Here is a 15,621-nt window from a genome sequence, read left to right as displayed (position 1 = left end):
AACAACTCAATTTGTTATAGTAAAATCACAAAAAGACATACATAACATAGCAATAATTATACAATATTTCCAAAAAGAGATGATTCTAGGAGGTAGGATATCTATGATTAAGAGGAAAATAACAGCACTAGTTCTTATTGCAGTAATGTCATTTAGTTTACTAACAGGATGTGGAAAAAAATCTTCCGATACTTCCACAGACAATACAGATGGTGTAGTTGAGATTAAGTGGATGTTTTGGGATGATTTAACAGCCACTGAAGACTTAATGTCAAAAGGATACGCAGAAGTAATTGAACGTTTTAATGAGCAATATGCTGGAAGATATCACTGTACACCGATTACTACAAATCTAGAAGAATATGATACAAAATTAAATGCATTAGTTGCTGCTAATAATTGTCCAGATGTATTTATTTGTAATCCGGGGCCAAATCTAACTCAGTATGTGGAAAGCGGGACAGCGAAAGATCTAACCGACATTTTAAAGAAAAAGGAATCGAAATGGTACGATTCCTTTACAGAAGGCATCTTCGAGAGAATGACATACGATGGAAAAATTTATGCAGTTCCAACAAACTTTGCAGCAGCTTTGGTTTTTTATAATACTGAAATATTTGAAAAAGCAGGGGCTACGATTCCGACAACATTTACGGAGTGGATTGCTACTTGCGAAAAGATTCAAGGCGCTGGATACACACCAATTTCTTGTTCCGCTGGGACCGCATGGTGCTTATCAATGATTGCAGGCTACCTTTGTGATAGAGCGGGTGGTCCAGATAACTTAATTGGAGTAAATGCGGGAACTGTAGATTGGACGAGTGAGTCTTTTCTTAATGCTGGTGAAAAGTTAGTAGAGTTATCAAAGTATTTTCAAAAAACAGCAGCAGGAGATTCGAACGATCAGGCAACCGCAAGTTTTTATAATGGCGAAGCTGCTATGTTAGTTCAGGGATCTTGGGCAATTGGTCAGATTAATGGTAATAATCCAGAGATGGAGCCAAAGTGTGGAGTGTTTTCTTTCCCAGCAATCGAAGGTGGGGCTGATCCTAATCGTATGATTGTTAAAACGGATAATCTGGTTATGAGCTCAAAAACAAAATATGAAGACGCTTGTATCGCACTGATGAAATGCTTTACAGATGAAACGGCACAGAAGTATACTGCCGAAGTTGGAGGGAAAATTCCAATTATTAAGGTCGACTATGACAAAGAAAAAGCACCGGCACAACTTAGTTATGTTATGGATATCTTAACAAAATCTACCGGTACCCTTGGCTTTTATAATGAATCTTTAGCTTCTGTAGAGGCAGGGGATACCTTTGATAATTCTATGGTTGACCTATTCCTTGGAAGTATTTCGGTTAAGGAAGCATTCCAGAATGTTCAGGAGTTCTATCAAGAGCATGTATGGAAAAAGTAAGATAATAGTAAGACTGGGCTGTCGCAGTTGCGACAGCCCAACTTGGTAAAAATTTAAGGCAGTCTTTTTATCAGATTAGGGGGTAATTGTTTGGATAAAATCTTTCGAAATAAATTGGCTATCATCTTATTTATATCACCTGCATTACTTTTGTTTACAGCAATCCTATTGATCCCAATATGTCAAACTTTCTATTATTCTCTTTGTGATTGGAATGCGCTAACCTCTCCTAAGTTTGTTGCTTTTGATAATTTTAAACGGCTTTTTATCAAGGATAAAATTATGAGGACAGCTCTAAAAAATTCTCTATTTTTTATGCTTTTTTCTGCAATAACGCAGCAGATATTAGGACTTATCCTTGCTGGAATCTTAACCAATATTAAGAGAGGTAGAAATCTGTTTAAGAATATTTACTATCTACCAGCAGTACTGTCGTCCGCTGCACTTGGGTTGTTATGGTCTTTTCTTTTTAATCCGAAGATGGGGATAAATCAAATTCTTGCTTTTTTGGGCGTAGAAGGACCGCTTTGGCTTATGGACACAAAAGGATTTATTGTTTTACCAATGTGGGTGATTGCTTTTGTTGCCTTATGGCAGTATACAGGTACTACAATGATGCTTTACATGGCTCAGATTTCTGGAGTATCGAAATCACTCTATGAAGCTTCTTACATAGATGGTGCTAGCAAATTTAAAAGCTTCTTTACGATTACCTTACCTTTAATTAAACCAATGATAGCAACAACTCTTTCTCTTAACTGTATTGGTTCGCTAAAGTTTTTTGATTTAGTTTATAATATGACGCAAGGTGGGCCAAATCATCGAACAGACGTCTTAGCAACTCACTTATATAATGAGGGATTTCAATATTTTAAATATGGTTATGCCAATGCGATTGGAGTAGTTCTTTTATTGATGTGTTTTCTTATAACAGTTGTAATTAACCGTAGTATAAAAATAAAGAATTATGAGATGTAGGAGGTGCATGATGAAACGGTTAAAATTTAGTAATATCATCATTTATCTATTTCTATCCGTCTATGCACTTTTGTATGTTCTACCATTTTTATGGATGATTTCGGTATCTCTCAAAACTAATGCAGAGGTTTTTATCAATCCGTTTCAATTACCCAAAGTATTTCAATGGAACAACTATTATGTTGCATGGAATAGTGGGAAATTAGGCATAGCTACGTTAAATTCGATTATAGTATGTGTGATAACATTGCTTGCAAGTATGTTAATTGGTTCTATGGCTTCCTTTGCGATTGCTAGAATGAGATGGAAACTATCAAAACCGGCGATGGCATATTTTCTTACTGGCATGATGATACCAGTTCATTGTGTTTTAATACCGTTATTTATTCAGTTTTCAAAGCTGAATTTAACGAATCAATTATTGGGCTTAATTTTACCGTATATTACGTTTTCTTTACCGATAACAATATTTATCATGACTAACTTTTTTAGAGGATTGTCATCTGAATTGTTTGAAGCAGCTTGTATAGACGGCTGTTCAATCTATCGTTGTTTCTTTCATATTGCATTGCCACTAGCAAAAACCGGACTATTTGTAACTGGATTAATGACTTTTGTGAACAACTGGAATGAACTCTTAATGGCTATGGTATTTATATCAGACGTTCAGAAAAAGACTCTGCCAGTAACTTTAACCTATTTCGTTGGGCCATATGCTACCAATTATGTTCAGATGTTTGCAGCGATTGTTATTGCAATAGCACCGTCCATTCTAATCTATTGTTGTTTTAGTAATCAAATTGTAGATGGACTGACACAAGGAGCAATTAAAGGGTAAATCTACTATCCTTTTATTTCTTCAATATAAGATGGTTTGTAGAAAAATTTTCTATCTGTAATGTCAAGTAAGATTCCTTTTTTATCGTCTAAGCGAAATATCACCACTTCATTTGAATATTGATTACAAACCATCAAGCCAGAATCGTCGTTTGTCAAAGCAATATGCCTCGGCCAATTACCACCACAGGGCACCTCTTGGATTTTAGTAAGTAGTCCACTCGCGCCGACTTCGTATACTGTGATGGTATTGGCTCCTCTATTGGCGGCGTATAAAAATCTTCCATCTTTAGAAATATCTAAGGAAGAACCATAACTTTCTTTTGGATAATTTTCCTCCAGCGTACTTATATTCTGGATAACTGTTAGTTTTGGGGAATTTTCAGCCTTTTCATATAAAAATACATAAATCTCATTGGAATACTCTGTAATTAGATATAGAAAATTTAGAAGAGGATGAAATTTTAAGTGCCTTGGTCCAATCCCTTTTGGAAGTTGTATAAATTCGCAGTAAGGATTGGGTATCAGAGTACCGTCTAAAGACTCAAAAATATAAATTCTATCCAGTGCAATATTACTTACGAATACACTGGTTCCTGACGGCTCTAGCACACAGCAATGTGCCCTTGTGATGTCTTTCTCCTCTTCTGGCTTCAATTTTATAAAACTAACTATATTACTGAAATGATAGTCTTTCACTTTCACTGCTGCAATGTGTCCTGTCATATAAAAGGAACAGTATAATACTTGGGACTTAGGCTGATATGTAATGTGGCATAAGCCACCTCCCTCTAACATTATTTCATCTCTTAATACATAGCCTGTATCTGTTTTCTCATAACATACGATAGATGCGTCCTTGCTTGCTTCTCTAATTCCAAAACACATATCGTGATAGGTACATAAAAAAGAGGGCGAATCTATACAGTCATTCCACAGTAACTCCTCAAACTTTAATCCGGCTGATAATGTAAATAGACCAATGGATGTACCGTTTGTTTCATCTGGCCCATACCCAGAAATTATAATTTCTCTATCCTTTTCTTTCATTTTAGCTCCAGTCTGTAAGCTCTTAGCAATCTCTTGCTAAGGATATACTTAACGAAATACGATTAACTTTGGAATTTTCTATCTATTCTTGTATCCCTATTTTAATCCCGATTCTTCATTATAGCAATAAAATAGTGGGATACACATGCCGACCTACGGATTGCGAAGATAATGATTCTAATAAACTATTGTTGTGTTGACGAGTTTTCTCTTGTGTTGTAGTATTTAGATAAGATTATGATATTTTTTAAGGAGGTGATATCATTATGAGTACAAGGATTCGATTGAGAAATAGTCTCGACCAAGTTTTATCCCATGCAGAGTAAGCGATAAGTCTTTTCTGTATGGGATAAAAAGAAATATCTGCGAAGCTCTGCACTTTATGAATAAAAAAGGGAGTCTTAGATTGCTCTCTAAATCTATTGATAAGGAGCGGATATTTTGAAATACATAAATGCAGCAGAAGTATTACCAGATCGTCTCTTAAATGAAATTCAAAGATATGTGAATGGTGAAGTCTTGTATATACCCAGTGTAAAGAAAGAGATTAAGTGGGGAGATAAGAATGGTACAAGACAATTCTTTCAGAATAGAAACAAGATGATAAAACAAAAGTTTCTGATTGGAGATACCATCGAACAATTAGCAGAAGAGTTTGGGTTGGCATATGAGACAGTAAGAAAAATAGTTTATAGATAACAATAAGTGGCTTATTATAACAGTTTTCCTATAGAAAACGAGAACAACCTAGATGGTCTTTGATAGTGAAGTTCCTTTGATATTTATCGAAAAGGAGCAATTTTATGACCACCAAGTTGCTTTCGTTTTTTTTACTATAAAGTACCGAATTATAAAACCAATTACAATAAAATGTAGAATTAGAATTTCTCTTAAGAAAGAGAAATATAGAATTGTGAATATCCAAAATTCAAGATTTTTAAGTTGGTAGCCCCCATAAAAAAGTAATTAGCTTCTCATACTTAATTAGATTACAGTAAGCTTTGGTGGAGAATGATTATAGAAAAGGTCGGAATACTCAAATGCTTGAAGAGGAACTATAATGAAATTAACTAGAAATTTTAAGACTTGGTAAATTTTAAAGGGGATTTTATATTATTTTAGGGAGGATCATTATGGCTATTAATTTTCGAAATTATACGAATCAAGCTGGTATTACAAAAGACTATTATTTGGTGAGAGATTTTTTAATAAAACTGGGATATTGCGAGTATACCTATGTAAGATGGGATTGGATGGCTACCCATGGTTATCTTGATAAATCTGCGCTTGCTAACATAGGAATATGGATGGAAAATAACGAAATTGTAGGAGTAGCAACCTTTGATTGTTCCTTAGGTAAGGGCTTCTGCTTAACATTACCAGATTATGCTTATTTAAAGAAAGAGATGTTATTATACTCTGAGGGGAAGCTTTCAAAGCAAGGAAGCTTTGAAATTGTTATTCAAGATAAGGATATAGTATTTCAAGAAATTGCATCGAAATTTAATTATGTGGCAACAGAAAACAGAGAACTCGATTCAATATTCTACCTTGATCAAACTCCTACAGACTATCAGCTTCCGGAAGGTTTTCATATTACCACCATGCAGGAGACTTTTGACATAAAACAATATGGAAGTGTTTTATGGAAAGGTTTTAATCATGAGAGAGATGGGGAAGGTGAATTTAAGTTCACGAAAGAAATGGAACAACAAGGAAAAGAAGAGATGTTACGACCTAATGTGGAACTGGATCTGAAGGTAGCAGTGGTAGCACCAAATGGTAACTTTGTTTCCTATTGTGGTATGTGGTTTGATAAAGAAGCAAGATATGCCGTAATCGAACCTGTAGCAACCGATCCGGAATATCGTAGGATGGGGTTAGGCAAGGCTGCGGTACTCGAAGGAATTCGACGGGTTGGAGAAAAGGGTGCAAAGATTGCGCTGGTTGGTTCCTCTCAACAGTTCTATTATAGTATTGGTTTACGTCCTTATTCCTCCTCTACAATATGGAGAAAAAAGAGGTAAGTTAAGTAATGAAGAAAAGAGGAATTTAAATAGTCTATTTATTAAACTGTTAACTGAATTCATTTCTTTACAGAAATTATTATAGGTAAAAATAGTACATTTATGTTAAAATAGTTGGTATAGAAATGAATTATGATTGGAGCGAGAAGTAGATGAATGAAATTGATCAATATATTCTAAAGTATTCAGAGGAGTTACAGCTTAAATTACAAGAAATAAGAAATATTATTAGAGAGGCAGCACCAGAAGCTACAGAGAAGATAAGCTGGCAGATGCCTACCTTTTATTTGAACGGAAACTTAGTGCATTTTGCTATGCATAAAACTCATATTGGATTTTATCCTGGTCCTAGTGGCGTCGAATCTTTTAAAGATAAGCTTGGTGAATATAAAAATTCCAAGGGTGCGATTCAATTTCCTCTATGTAAACCATTACCAAAGGAACTTATTACGGATATAGTGAAATTCAGAGTGGCAGAAAACAAAAACAAATAGAAGTTCCAAAATGATAAGATGAATGGCATATGTTTCTCAAGGGAGCTTTCAGTAGACTGTCATTAATATTTATAATCTTCTATTACTTTCATCAAAACGAGGTAAAGATATCTTAATTGAGCAGAGCGTAATTGCTCTGCTTAATTAAGAATAAATATCAACTATAATTTGTTACAGTGCCTAATTCAGAAAGATAGGATTCTTCATATAGTAACTTTATGGTAAATCATTTAGAATAGTGCTATACTAAATCAACGAATTTAATTAAATTGTAATGAGGTGGATTATGCTTCGATTAATAAAGGTACAAGATTTAGGGGATTGTTTAGACGTAATACACAAGAGTTTTATCACTATTGCAGAAGAATTTGGTTTAACACCAGAAAACTGTGCGACCAATGGAGCATTTATGCCATTATCAAGGTTGAATGATGATTATCAAAAAGGTGAACTAATGTATGGCTTTTATGAGGGAAATACCTTGGTTGCGTTTATGCAGCTTAATAAAGTAAATGACAGTACATATGAACTCAGAAAGCTAAGCGTTCTTCCAGAATATCGACACAAAGGTATTGGTAAGGGGGATGTTAGAATTTGCTCGTAATAAAGTTTTAGAGATAGGTGGAGAGAAGATTACTATAACTATTATTGAAGAGAATATAGGAGTGAAAAAATGGTATTTTCACTAAAAAATGGAGTTCGTATCATTTAATAACTCGTCAAAATATGGTTGAATTTACCTATCTTTTATAATAAAATGTAAATATTATGCATAACATAAGGAGCAAATTAATGAATAAAAGAAAGAAAGATAAATTTTTATTAATAGCATTTATTATTACATTTATAATTTGTTTAGTTTCTATAATTTATAAATCTAAATATGCAGATAGCATATTATTAATATTTGCAACCATTTGTTTTATTGTTTCCACTAATTCATTAATAAATATATTTAGAAATAAATCGTAGGGTGAATTTCAGTTTAGTGCATCAAAAAACCTACCAACCTTCTATTGATAGTTGATAGGCGTATACTTATTTCTTATTAAATTTATTCAATATTTAATACGCTATTTATAAGATTATTAAGTAAAACAACTTCTGAGTATGTTTATTAAGTAGAATGTAATGATTTTACTGTTCATCCTGTATTTTTGCGCAGACTTCACATCTACCTAATTCGTCCAATGGCAATGGATTTAGTATCTTTGTTAATTCATTATATATAGCTCTTTTTTCTGAGTGGGCATCGGAAGTTCTGTCATAAAAATTCGCTTCTAAAATTACTGGACTGTAACCTTGGCGTCCACAAATATTGCATACATTAATATATTTTTTAGACGAGGAATTCCATTTGTCAAGATATAATGAGTTCCCTCGCTTATTTAGTTTACTATATGACATGCTATCAACAATCAATATTCAGTTTTCAATGATAATTTATCCGTTAAGTTAGATAGATTTAGATTTAATAGTTGTATCACTATTGCTGAACTTTACTATGATTTATAATACCATTGCACCAGATATATATAAAAGCGGAAGTTAATCGATTTAATTATCGTTTACGTATGTAACTTTACCGTTTATAATAGATAAATGGTATGACCGAAATACATTACAATTCAGGAGGAAACATTCTAAATGAGAATAGGTAAAATAGTAAAAATAGCAGGTATTGTACTTGCATTGATTATCCTTGTGATATTAGGATATGTTGCTTATGTATTCCTAACTTATCACAGAATTGATGATAATCAAAAGTTAGACATTCGTACAAAGGGAGAGGTTATCAAACAGGAAGTATCTCTTAATACAGAATATTCTGTACTTACTTACAATATAGGTTTTGGTGCGTATTCTTCTGACTACAGCTTCTTTATGGATGGAGGAAAGTACTCCAGAGCATACAATAAACAAGCAGTTATGGATAACATGAATGGTAGTTTAGAGATAATAAAGAGTCAAGATGCAGACTTTGTATTCTTACAGGAAGTAGATCTATCTGCTACGAGAAGTTATGGTGTGAATGAAAATGAGATGATTCTTGATGAATTAAACAACTATTCTTCAGCATTTGCAATAAACTACGATTCTGCTTATTTAATGTATCCAATCTTAGAACCTCATGGAAAGTCAAAAGCAGGGATAAGTACAATCGCTAAGTATCCGATAATTGATTCCGTAAGGCGTAGTTTACCGATTGATACCTCCGTTTATAAATTGATTGATTTGGATCGATGCTATACAAAGTCAAGAATTAAGGTAGAGGATGGAAAATATTTATGTCTTTATAATGTGCATCTTTCTGCATATACAAAGGATGAGAGTATCGTGGAAAATCAGATTAAGATGTTAAGTGATGACATAAAGAGTGATTATGAGGCAGGTAATTATATTATCTGCGGAGGCGATTTTAATCAAGATTTGTTAGGGGACTCTCCATCTATCTTTAAAACTCCTGAGTTAGAAGAAAATTGGGCAAAACCATTTCCATCAAATCTACTACCATCTGGTATAACAGTTGCTTATGATCAGTTAAGTGATGAAATGAGAGGGGCACTAATACCATCGTGCCGTAATGCGGATGCACCGTATAACAAAGAAACTTCTTTTGTTACGATGGTGGATGGATTTCTAATCTCTGATAATGTGAAGCTTATGAGTATAGAAACCATTGATCATAATTTCTTATATTCTGATCATAACCCAGTAAAGATGAAATTTCAGTTGATATCAAAATAATGCAGTACTAGATTCGTGATAAGGTTTGATTTGAGAGTAATATTTTATAGGCTGTTTTTGGTAAGAACATTGTTATATAACATCCAGAAAAAAATTCACATGAAGTATAACATAAAAATTCACATGAAGAATAACATTATTCTTGCAGGAAAAAGTTTAATGTGCTAAACTAACTTAAATTATTTGGAAAGGATAGGATAATATGGTAATAGGATTTCAAAACAGCTTAAGACGTAGATTCAGACGTAGGCTCTTGTAACAAAGCGTAACACGCATAGTTACAAGAAAGGTACGTCTTGTTTCTATGCGGTCCTGTCCTATTAGACTTATCCTCAGAACCGTAATAGATTTGCTTTGACTGGCAAACTCTTATGGTTCTTTTTTTTATTCTATTTAGGTGGTTTTTCAATTGTATTCGATGATGGAGGTATTGTTATGAAAGGTATATTAAGTGAGTTAATTTATGAAAGTAGCCTGGAAAAATTCAAAGAGATCACAAAAGAAGAGATTAAGAATCTGCTAGAGACTCCTGCTAATCCGATGTTTGGTGATTATTCCTTGCCATGTTTTTATCTTGCAAAAGTATATAAGATGGCACCTAAGTCAATAGCAGAAGATATAGAAGCTGCTGTTAAAAGCAAAGACACGGAAGGACTTTTAACCGATATAAAAGTAGTGAATGGATTTTTGAACTTTTATCTAAATTCCGAGGTACATCTGAAAAAGCTTATTTTCGATGGAAGGAAAGAGGATTTTGGTTGTAAAAAGATTGGAGATGGACGAATTGTTTGTATTGACTATTCTTCACCGAATATCGCTAAGAACTTTCATGTGGGCCATCTTCGTACAACTTTAATTGGTAATTCATTATATCGTATCTTTTCAAATCTTGGGTATCAAGTAATCAGAATTAATCATCTTGGAGATTGGGGAACACAATTTGGTAAGCTCATTGTTGCCTATCGAAAATGGAGCACAAAAGAAGAGGTAGAAGAAAAGGGGATTGAGGAATTACTACGAATATATATTAAGTTTAATCAAGAATCGGAACAACATCCTGAACTAAAAGAGGAAGCACGTTCTTGGTTCGTAAAGATGGAACAGGGAGAAGCAGAAGCAATCTCTATATGGAAATGGTTTAAAGAAATTAGTATGTTAGAGTTTGAACGTATCTACCGAATGTTGGGAATATCATTTGATTATTATACTGGTGAAAGTTTCTATATGGATAAAGTTCCAGATTTAGTTCAAGAACTAAAAGAGAAACACTTATTAAAACAAAGCGACGGAGCACAGATTGTTGAATTAGATCATTTTGGGATGGCACCGTGCATGATATTAAAGAAGGATGGTGGTTCCATATATCACTCTAGGGATATTGCAGCAGTACTTTATCGAAAGAAGCAATACCATTTTGATAAGTGCATTTATGTCACTGGGCTGGAGCAGAAATTGCACTTTGAACAAATATTTCAAGTAATTCAACTTATGGGTTATGAATGGCATCAGGATCTTATTCATGTACCATATGGACTGGTTCGCTTACAGGGAGTTAAATTATCTTCACGTACAGGAACTATAGTTTATGCAGAGGAACTATTAGCGGAAGCAATTAGAAGAGCATATGAATTAATACAGCAAAAAAATCCGGGGCTAGAAAAAAAAGAAGAAGTAGCAAATCAAATCGGAATTGGTGCAATTATCTTTCATGATTTATTTCATCAGCGTATCAAAGACGTGGATTTTTCTTGGGATGAGGTATTAAGCTTTGAAGGTACTACAGGTCCTTACGTGCAATATACTTATGCAAGAGCAAAGAGTATTTTGAAAAAAGCAGAGAATAAATTTAAGAAAGATAAGGTAGACGTATCCTTGTTAAAAGAGGATGCCACCTATTCTTTGATAAAAATATTATCGGAGTACAAAGAAGTTATTTATGAAGCTGCAAATCGCTATGAACCTTCTGTGATAGCTCGTTATACGATTTCATTATCCACTGTGTTTAATAAGTTTTATCAGGAATGTAATATTTTAAATGCAGAAGAAAGATTAAAGAATGCACGTCTATTTGTTGTAGACCTTACGTGTGAAATCATCAAAGATGCGATGGGGTTGTTAGGAATAGAATGTCCAGAAGAAATGTAGGGGTAATATTTAATTTGTAACAGGACTACCATTTTATATCTAACTTTGCTAAAATAAGTAAACGGTAAAATGAAAAATGGTAAGAAGGCGAAATACATCCACTCAAGAAAGGAAGAATTATGCAGTTTGGTATGCCAACATTAATAGAACAGGACAGTTTAGAAGATGCCGCAATTTTATGTGAACAGCTTGGGTTACAGTTTATCGAATTAAATATGAATTTTCCAAATTATCAGATTGAGAGCTTAGAGAAGATTGATTGTTTTCTTGATATTATGAAGCGGTATGGTATATATTACACCATTCATTTAGAGGAGAACCTTAATGTGAGTGATTTTAATGCTTCAGTCACAAAGGCGTATTGCGATACCGTAAGAAGAACAATAGCTGTTGCGAAAAAACTTCATGCTCCCGTTATCAATATGCATCTTCATCCTGGTATTTATATTACGCTTCCTCAAAGAAAAGTTTATTTGTATGATCAATATCAAGATATCTACCTAAAGCATATAGAGTACTTTCGTATGATGTGCGAAGAGGAAATTGGGAGTGATAATATTGTAATTTCAGTTGAAAATACGGATGGATATTTGTCATTTCAAAAAAGGGGAATTGAGATTTTGTTACAAAGTAAAGTATTTTCCTTAACTTTAGATATCGGACATTCTCACTGTGCCAATGAGGTTGATGAGAAGTTCATTATGAATATGGGAGATCGATTAAAACATTTTCATATCCATGATGCAAAAGATAATAAAAATCATCTAACATTAGGGACTGGAGAGATTAATTTGACGAAATGGATTACCTATGCAAAAGAAACACATAGCCGTTGTGTTTTAGAAACGAAAACCGTAGCAGCCCTTACTCAATCCGTTCATTGGCTAAAGGAGAATGCAAGGGATCTTTTATCCGATTCGTTACCTCAATGATATACTATTTTGTTATATTATATAAGAATACGTGCATGCTATCATAATAGTGATCTTATGTAAACAGTCATTTTATGAAGTAGAAACAGAAAGTGGGAGTTTTATAATATGTTTATTGGAACAGTAAAAATTACATTGTATGCGTCTTGGGTGCATTCTTTAAAAGAAAAAAGAATGATTGTTAAAAGCATATGTGCGAAATTGAGAAATCAATTTAATATTTCTGTCGTTGAGCTGGAGGAACAAGATGTGCATCAAACCATAGTTATTGCGGTAGCATGTGTAACTAGCTCTGCTTCTTTAGCAGATAGTGTTATTGAAAATGTAATCCAATTTATTGAAGACAATACTGAGGCGGAGCTTACTGGAGTAGAAAAAGAATTAAGGTAGAAGATTAGTAATAAATAATTTAGCACTAGAAGCAATGAAATAACGTAAAACAGCATGAGAAATGCGACCAGCAATGTGGTCGCACAGTCCTTTAAATTTTATTGATAATTCAGAAATTAAAACAATTGTTTTGTAAATTCTTTTTTATAAACACTGGGAGATTTTCCACAGTGTTTTTTAAATTGTTTGGAAAAGGTAAATGCATCGGTATAGCCGAGACGTTCCCCTATTTCTGCAATAGGAAGTTCACTAAGTAACATTGTTTTCGCAGCATTCATCCGCTGCTGATTACGATAAACCATTGGTGAAACACCCACTTCTTTTTTAAAATTCTTACGAAAATTTTCGTATCCGATACATAGGATGTCCGCAATGTCATGTTCTGTATAATTCACATGTAAGTTACTACTTAATAGATCTTTTGCTTTTGAAATTATTCTTTTTTGCCTCGTTGTGATTTGTGTATTGGAGAGAAGGTTCAGAATACAATTTTGCATTCGTTGTGAGATTGAAAATAGCATAGGATTCTCAGCATGTTTTAAAAGGTTTATCAATTCGTCAAATTCATTTTGAGAAGATTCTGAAATGTTACAGTCAAGAACAGGAAAATTTGGATCTAACAAACCCATGGAAATTAAAGCATAGTAGGTGCTTGAGCCAAAACTTAGAAAGTATTCTTTCCATTGAATATTAGGATTAACAGTAATGGTATGCCTGACTCCTGGTAAGCGTTGAACTAATTTCCCTGGTGCTAATTTGTATTTTCGACCAAATTCGTCGCTGTATTCTCCTTTCCCTTTTAAGACAACAAAACAACTATAGTAGAGGTTTTTTACCTCAATTTGCGAATTGTTTGATGGATTTGTAATGTACCCGCATGCGATGATTCCATCTTTTTCAGTATTACCTAAGTATTTGCAAACACAATTACTAATACTGGACATTGAGCACCTTCCCGATTTTTCATTTTTTAATTCTACATTAACGAAATAATTTCGTGCCAAAAAGGACATCCTTTCTACCAATTATAACCTATTATTTCCATAATGTATAGTGTAAAATTATAAGTGGATATTTTGTTTATTCAATATACAAATAACAGTGACTGAGTGGGTTTACAACACAAAAAACTGTTATAGGACAGGAGAAAGAAGAGAATGAAGGTAGAAAAAGTTACAAGTAAGCTGTATTTTATTCAAAGGATTAGTATTCTGATAGGTGTGATCCTTCTATTCATTCCTGCAATCAATCCATCACGGATTAGTGGATTGATTGGTAAAAACTTATCTATTTTCACCAGCGGATTTTTTTACTCACGATTAACTCAGAATTTTGGGCGGGCTTTTAGTAAAGGGTGGGTTGGAACAATGACTACCCAAATCTTATTTATTTCCAGCATGATAGTTTGTATTGGATTTATAATTTGTGCAGCGGGAGGATGCTTATCACCGGGTTGCCTTAAAATGAAAAGGCACGGTAACATACTTAGCATTATTGGTACAATTACGGCTTTGATAGGCGCTTATGGAATTCGGTGGGCGCAGATTGATATCAAAGGTACTTCAAATCCAGATAAGGTTCAGCCAATGGAAAGCAATTCTTTACTTATTTTTGCTGTACTTGCTATTCTTATTTTGTTGACCTCAATACTCTTATTCATTTTATTACCCAAACCAGATAAGAATGAAAAGTATGAAATGGAAACCAAGTATAAGTTATTTCTATTAATATTACCATTTCTAATTCTTTGCTTTGTTTTCTCATATCTACCGTTATTTGGTTGGCGCTACGCTTTCTTTGATTACAAAGCGGGTGACAACATATCCATGGATAATTTTGTTGGTTTTAAGTGGTTTACATATTTATTTGAAAATAAAGCGACCAGAGCAGATATCGTAAGAGTTTTGAAAAATACTCTGGCAATGAGCGGGTTAGGCCTTGCAACTAGCTGGTGTGCTATGGCTTTTGCTATATTTTTATGCGAGATTAAAAATCTTCGGATCAGAAGATTTATTCAAACTATAACAACTATTCCTAATTTTATCAGCTGGGTATTAGTGTTCGCAGTTGCTTTTGCAATCTTCTCCACAGACGGGTTTCTAAGTTCTATCCTAATCCAAATGGGTGTTATTGATAATGGTGTGAATTACTTAATGAGTAATAATCATATGTGGTTAAAGATGTTAGCCTGGGGAATGTGGAAGGGACTTGGATGGAGTGCAATTATATATGTCGCCGCGATTTCTGGTATAGATCAGCAACTCTACGAGGCAGCTACTGTAGATGGTGCAGGCAGATTTCAGCGGATGTGGCACATTACGGTACCTTCTTTATTACCAACTTTCTTGGTACTGCTTGTTATGGCGGTTGCAGGTATCTTAAGCAATGGTATGGATCAATATTTGGTATTCGAGAATTCATACAATACCGATACCGTTATGGTACTAGATCTATATGTATATAAATTAGGTATTAATAATGGAAAGATTCCACTCGCTACTGTTGTTGGTATGGCAAAATCCATAATTAGTATTATTCTGTTATTCGGCGCTAATAAAGTATCAAAGATGATTCGTGGTAACAGCATTATATAGGAG

14 protein-coding genes are annotated in these 15,621 nt (G+C 33.7%); 12 read left to right on the top strand and 2 right to left on the bottom strand.

The window, feature by feature from the left end; all coding sequences use genetic code 11:
- Positions 1–103 precede the first annotated feature (103 nt).
- The 3 genes from CC92_RS0115520 to CC92_RS0115510 all read left to right on the top strand — a co-directional run bounded on the left by CC92_RS0115520 (position 104) and on the right by CC92_RS0115510 (position 3,239).
- Positions 104–1,423 (top strand): ABC transporter substrate-binding protein, encoded by a 1,320-nt coding sequence (locus CC92_RS0115520; protein WP_029505335.1) that lies wholly within the window; start codon positions 104–106, stop codon positions 1,421–1,423.
- 90 nt (positions 1,424–1,513) lie between these two features.
- Complete coding sequence (locus tag CC92_RS0115515) at positions 1,514–2,401, top strand: carbohydrate ABC transporter permease (RefSeq protein ID WP_029505336.1); 888 nt, start codon at positions 1,514–1,516, stop codon at positions 2,399–2,401.
- 10 nt (positions 2,402–2,411) lie between these two features.
- A complete protein-coding gene (locus CC92_RS0115510; RefSeq protein WP_029505337.1) occupies positions 2,412–3,239 on the top strand; it encodes a carbohydrate ABC transporter permease in 828 nt (275 codons plus the stop codon).
- Positions 3,240–3,244: 5 nt separating this feature from the next.
- Here CC92_RS0115510 and CC92_RS21820 read toward each other — a convergent pair whose 3' ends face one another.
- Positions 3,245–4,288, bottom strand: a complete 1,044-nt coding sequence (locus tag CC92_RS21820; protein ID WP_051650999.1) for a lactonase family protein — start codon at positions 4,286–4,288, stop codon at positions 3,245–3,247.
- Between the two features lie 441 nt (positions 4,289–4,729).
- Between CC92_RS21820 and CC92_RS0115500 the strand changes: the two genes are divergently transcribed.
- From CC92_RS0115500 to CC92_RS0115455, 8 genes are all read left to right on the top strand, one after another.
- Positions 4,730–4,987: a CD3324 family protein gene (locus tag CC92_RS0115500; RefSeq protein WP_029505339.1), complete on the top strand. Its 258-nt coding sequence runs from the start codon at positions 4,730–4,732 to the stop codon at positions 4,985–4,987.
- A gap of 434 nt (positions 4,988–5,421) precedes the next feature.
- On the top strand, positions 5,422–6,315 hold the full coding sequence (locus tag CC92_RS0115490; protein ID WP_029505341.1) for a GNAT family N-acetyltransferase: 894 nt from the start codon (positions 5,422–5,424) through the stop codon (positions 6,313–6,315).
- Between the two features lie 152 nt (positions 6,316–6,467).
- Complete coding sequence (locus CC92_RS0115485; RefSeq protein ID WP_029505342.1) at positions 6,468–6,809, top strand: iron chaperone; 342 nt, start codon at positions 6,468–6,470, stop codon at positions 6,807–6,809.
- Positions 6,810–7,095: 286 nt separating this feature from the next.
- Positions 7,096–7,413 carry a GNAT family N-acetyltransferase gene (locus CC92_RS21105; protein WP_051651000.1) on the top strand — a complete coding sequence of 106 codons (318 nt, stop codon included), beginning with the start codon at positions 7,096–7,098 and terminating at the stop codon, positions 7,411–7,413.
- Between the two features lie 1,043 nt (positions 7,414–8,456).
- On the top strand, positions 8,457–9,557 hold the full coding sequence (locus CC92_RS0115470; protein WP_029505344.1) for an endonuclease/exonuclease/phosphatase family protein: 1,101 nt from the start codon (positions 8,457–8,459) through the stop codon (positions 9,555–9,557).
- Positions 9,558–9,992: 435 nt separating this feature from the next.
- Positions 9,993–11,702, top strand: a complete 1,710-nt coding sequence (argS, locus tag CC92_RS0115465; RefSeq protein ID WP_029505345.1) for an arginine--tRNA ligase — start codon at positions 9,993–9,995, stop codon at positions 11,700–11,702.
- Between the two features lie 119 nt (positions 11,703–11,821).
- The gene (locus CC92_RS0115460; protein WP_029505445.1) at positions 11,822–12,634 is read left to right on the top strand and encodes a sugar phosphate isomerase/epimerase family protein; all 813 of its coding nucleotides are present in this window, start codon (positions 11,822–11,824) and stop codon (positions 12,632–12,634) included.
- Between the two features lie 108 nt (positions 12,635–12,742).
- Positions 12,743–13,024: a DUF503 domain-containing protein gene (locus CC92_RS0115455; protein ID WP_029505347.1), complete on the top strand. Its 282-nt coding sequence runs from the start codon at positions 12,743–12,745 to the stop codon at positions 13,022–13,024.
- A gap of 116 nt (positions 13,025–13,140) precedes the next feature.
- Here CC92_RS0115455 and CC92_RS0115450 read toward each other — a convergent pair whose 3' ends face one another.
- Complete coding sequence (locus tag CC92_RS0115450) at positions 13,141–13,968, bottom strand: helix-turn-helix domain-containing protein (protein ID WP_029505348.1); 828 nt, start codon at positions 13,966–13,968, stop codon at positions 13,141–13,143.
- 213 nt (positions 13,969–14,181) lie between these two features.
- Between CC92_RS0115450 and CC92_RS23405 the strand changes: the two genes are divergently transcribed.
- Positions 14,182–15,618, top strand: a complete 1,437-nt coding sequence (locus CC92_RS23405) for an ABC transporter permease subunit (protein WP_029505349.1) — start codon at positions 14,182–14,184, stop codon at positions 15,616–15,618.
- The last annotated feature ends 3 nt before the right edge of the window (positions 15,619–15,621 follow it).

This window comes from Lachnoclostridium phytofermentans, assembly GCF_000733755.1.
Taxonomy (GTDB): domain Bacteria; phylum Bacillota; class Clostridia; order Lachnospirales; family Lachnospiraceae; genus Lachnoclostridium; species Lachnoclostridium phytofermentans_A.
Note: the sequence above shows the minus strand (reverse complement) of the source record. Positions and strands in the feature narration are given on the sequence as shown.

Excerpts from the sequence above, each read along its gene's own strand:
- CC92_RS0115510 (WP_029505337.1), top strand. The coding sequence starts at position 2,412 with ATGAAACGGTTAAAATTTAGTAATATCATCATTTATCTATTTCTATCC.
- CC92_RS0115460 (WP_029505445.1), top strand. The coding sequence starts at position 11,822 with ATGCAGTTTGGTATGCCAACATTAATAGAACAGGACAGTTTAGAAGAT.
- argS (WP_029505345.1), top strand. The coding sequence starts at position 9,993 with ATGAAAGGTATATTAAGTGAGTTAATTTATGAAAGTAGCCTGGAAAAA.
- CC92_RS0115450 (WP_029505348.1), bottom strand. The coding sequence starts at position 13,968 with ATGTCCAGTATTAGTAATTGTGTTTGCAAATACTTAGGTAATACTGAA.
- CC92_RS0115490 (WP_029505341.1), top strand. The coding sequence starts at position 5,422 with ATGGCTATTAATTTTCGAAATTATACGAATCAAGCTGGTATTACAAAA.
- CC92_RS0115455 (WP_029505347.1), top strand. The coding sequence starts at position 12,743 with ATGTTTATTGGAACAGTAAAAATTACATTGTATGCGTCTTGGGTGCAT.
- CC92_RS0115520 (WP_029505335.1), top strand. The coding sequence starts at position 104 with ATGATTAAGAGGAAAATAACAGCACTAGTTCTTATTGCAGTAATGTCA.
- CC92_RS0115470 (WP_029505344.1), top strand. The coding sequence starts at position 8,457 with ATGAGAATAGGTAAAATAGTAAAAATAGCAGGTATTGTACTTGCATTG.
- CC92_RS0115485 (WP_029505342.1), top strand. The coding sequence starts at position 6,468 with ATGAATGAAATTGATCAATATATTCTAAAGTATTCAGAGGAGTTACAG.
- CC92_RS23405 (WP_029505349.1), top strand. The coding sequence starts at position 14,182 with ATGAAGGTAGAAAAAGTTACAAGTAAGCTGTATTTTATTCAAAGGATT.
- CC92_RS21820 (WP_051650999.1), bottom strand. The coding sequence starts at position 4,288 with ATGAAAGAAAAGGATAGAGAAATTATAATTTCTGGGTATGGGCCAGAT.
- CC92_RS21105 (WP_051651000.1), top strand. The coding sequence starts at position 7,096 with ATGCTTCGATTAATAAAGGTACAAGATTTAGGGGATTGTTTAGACGTA.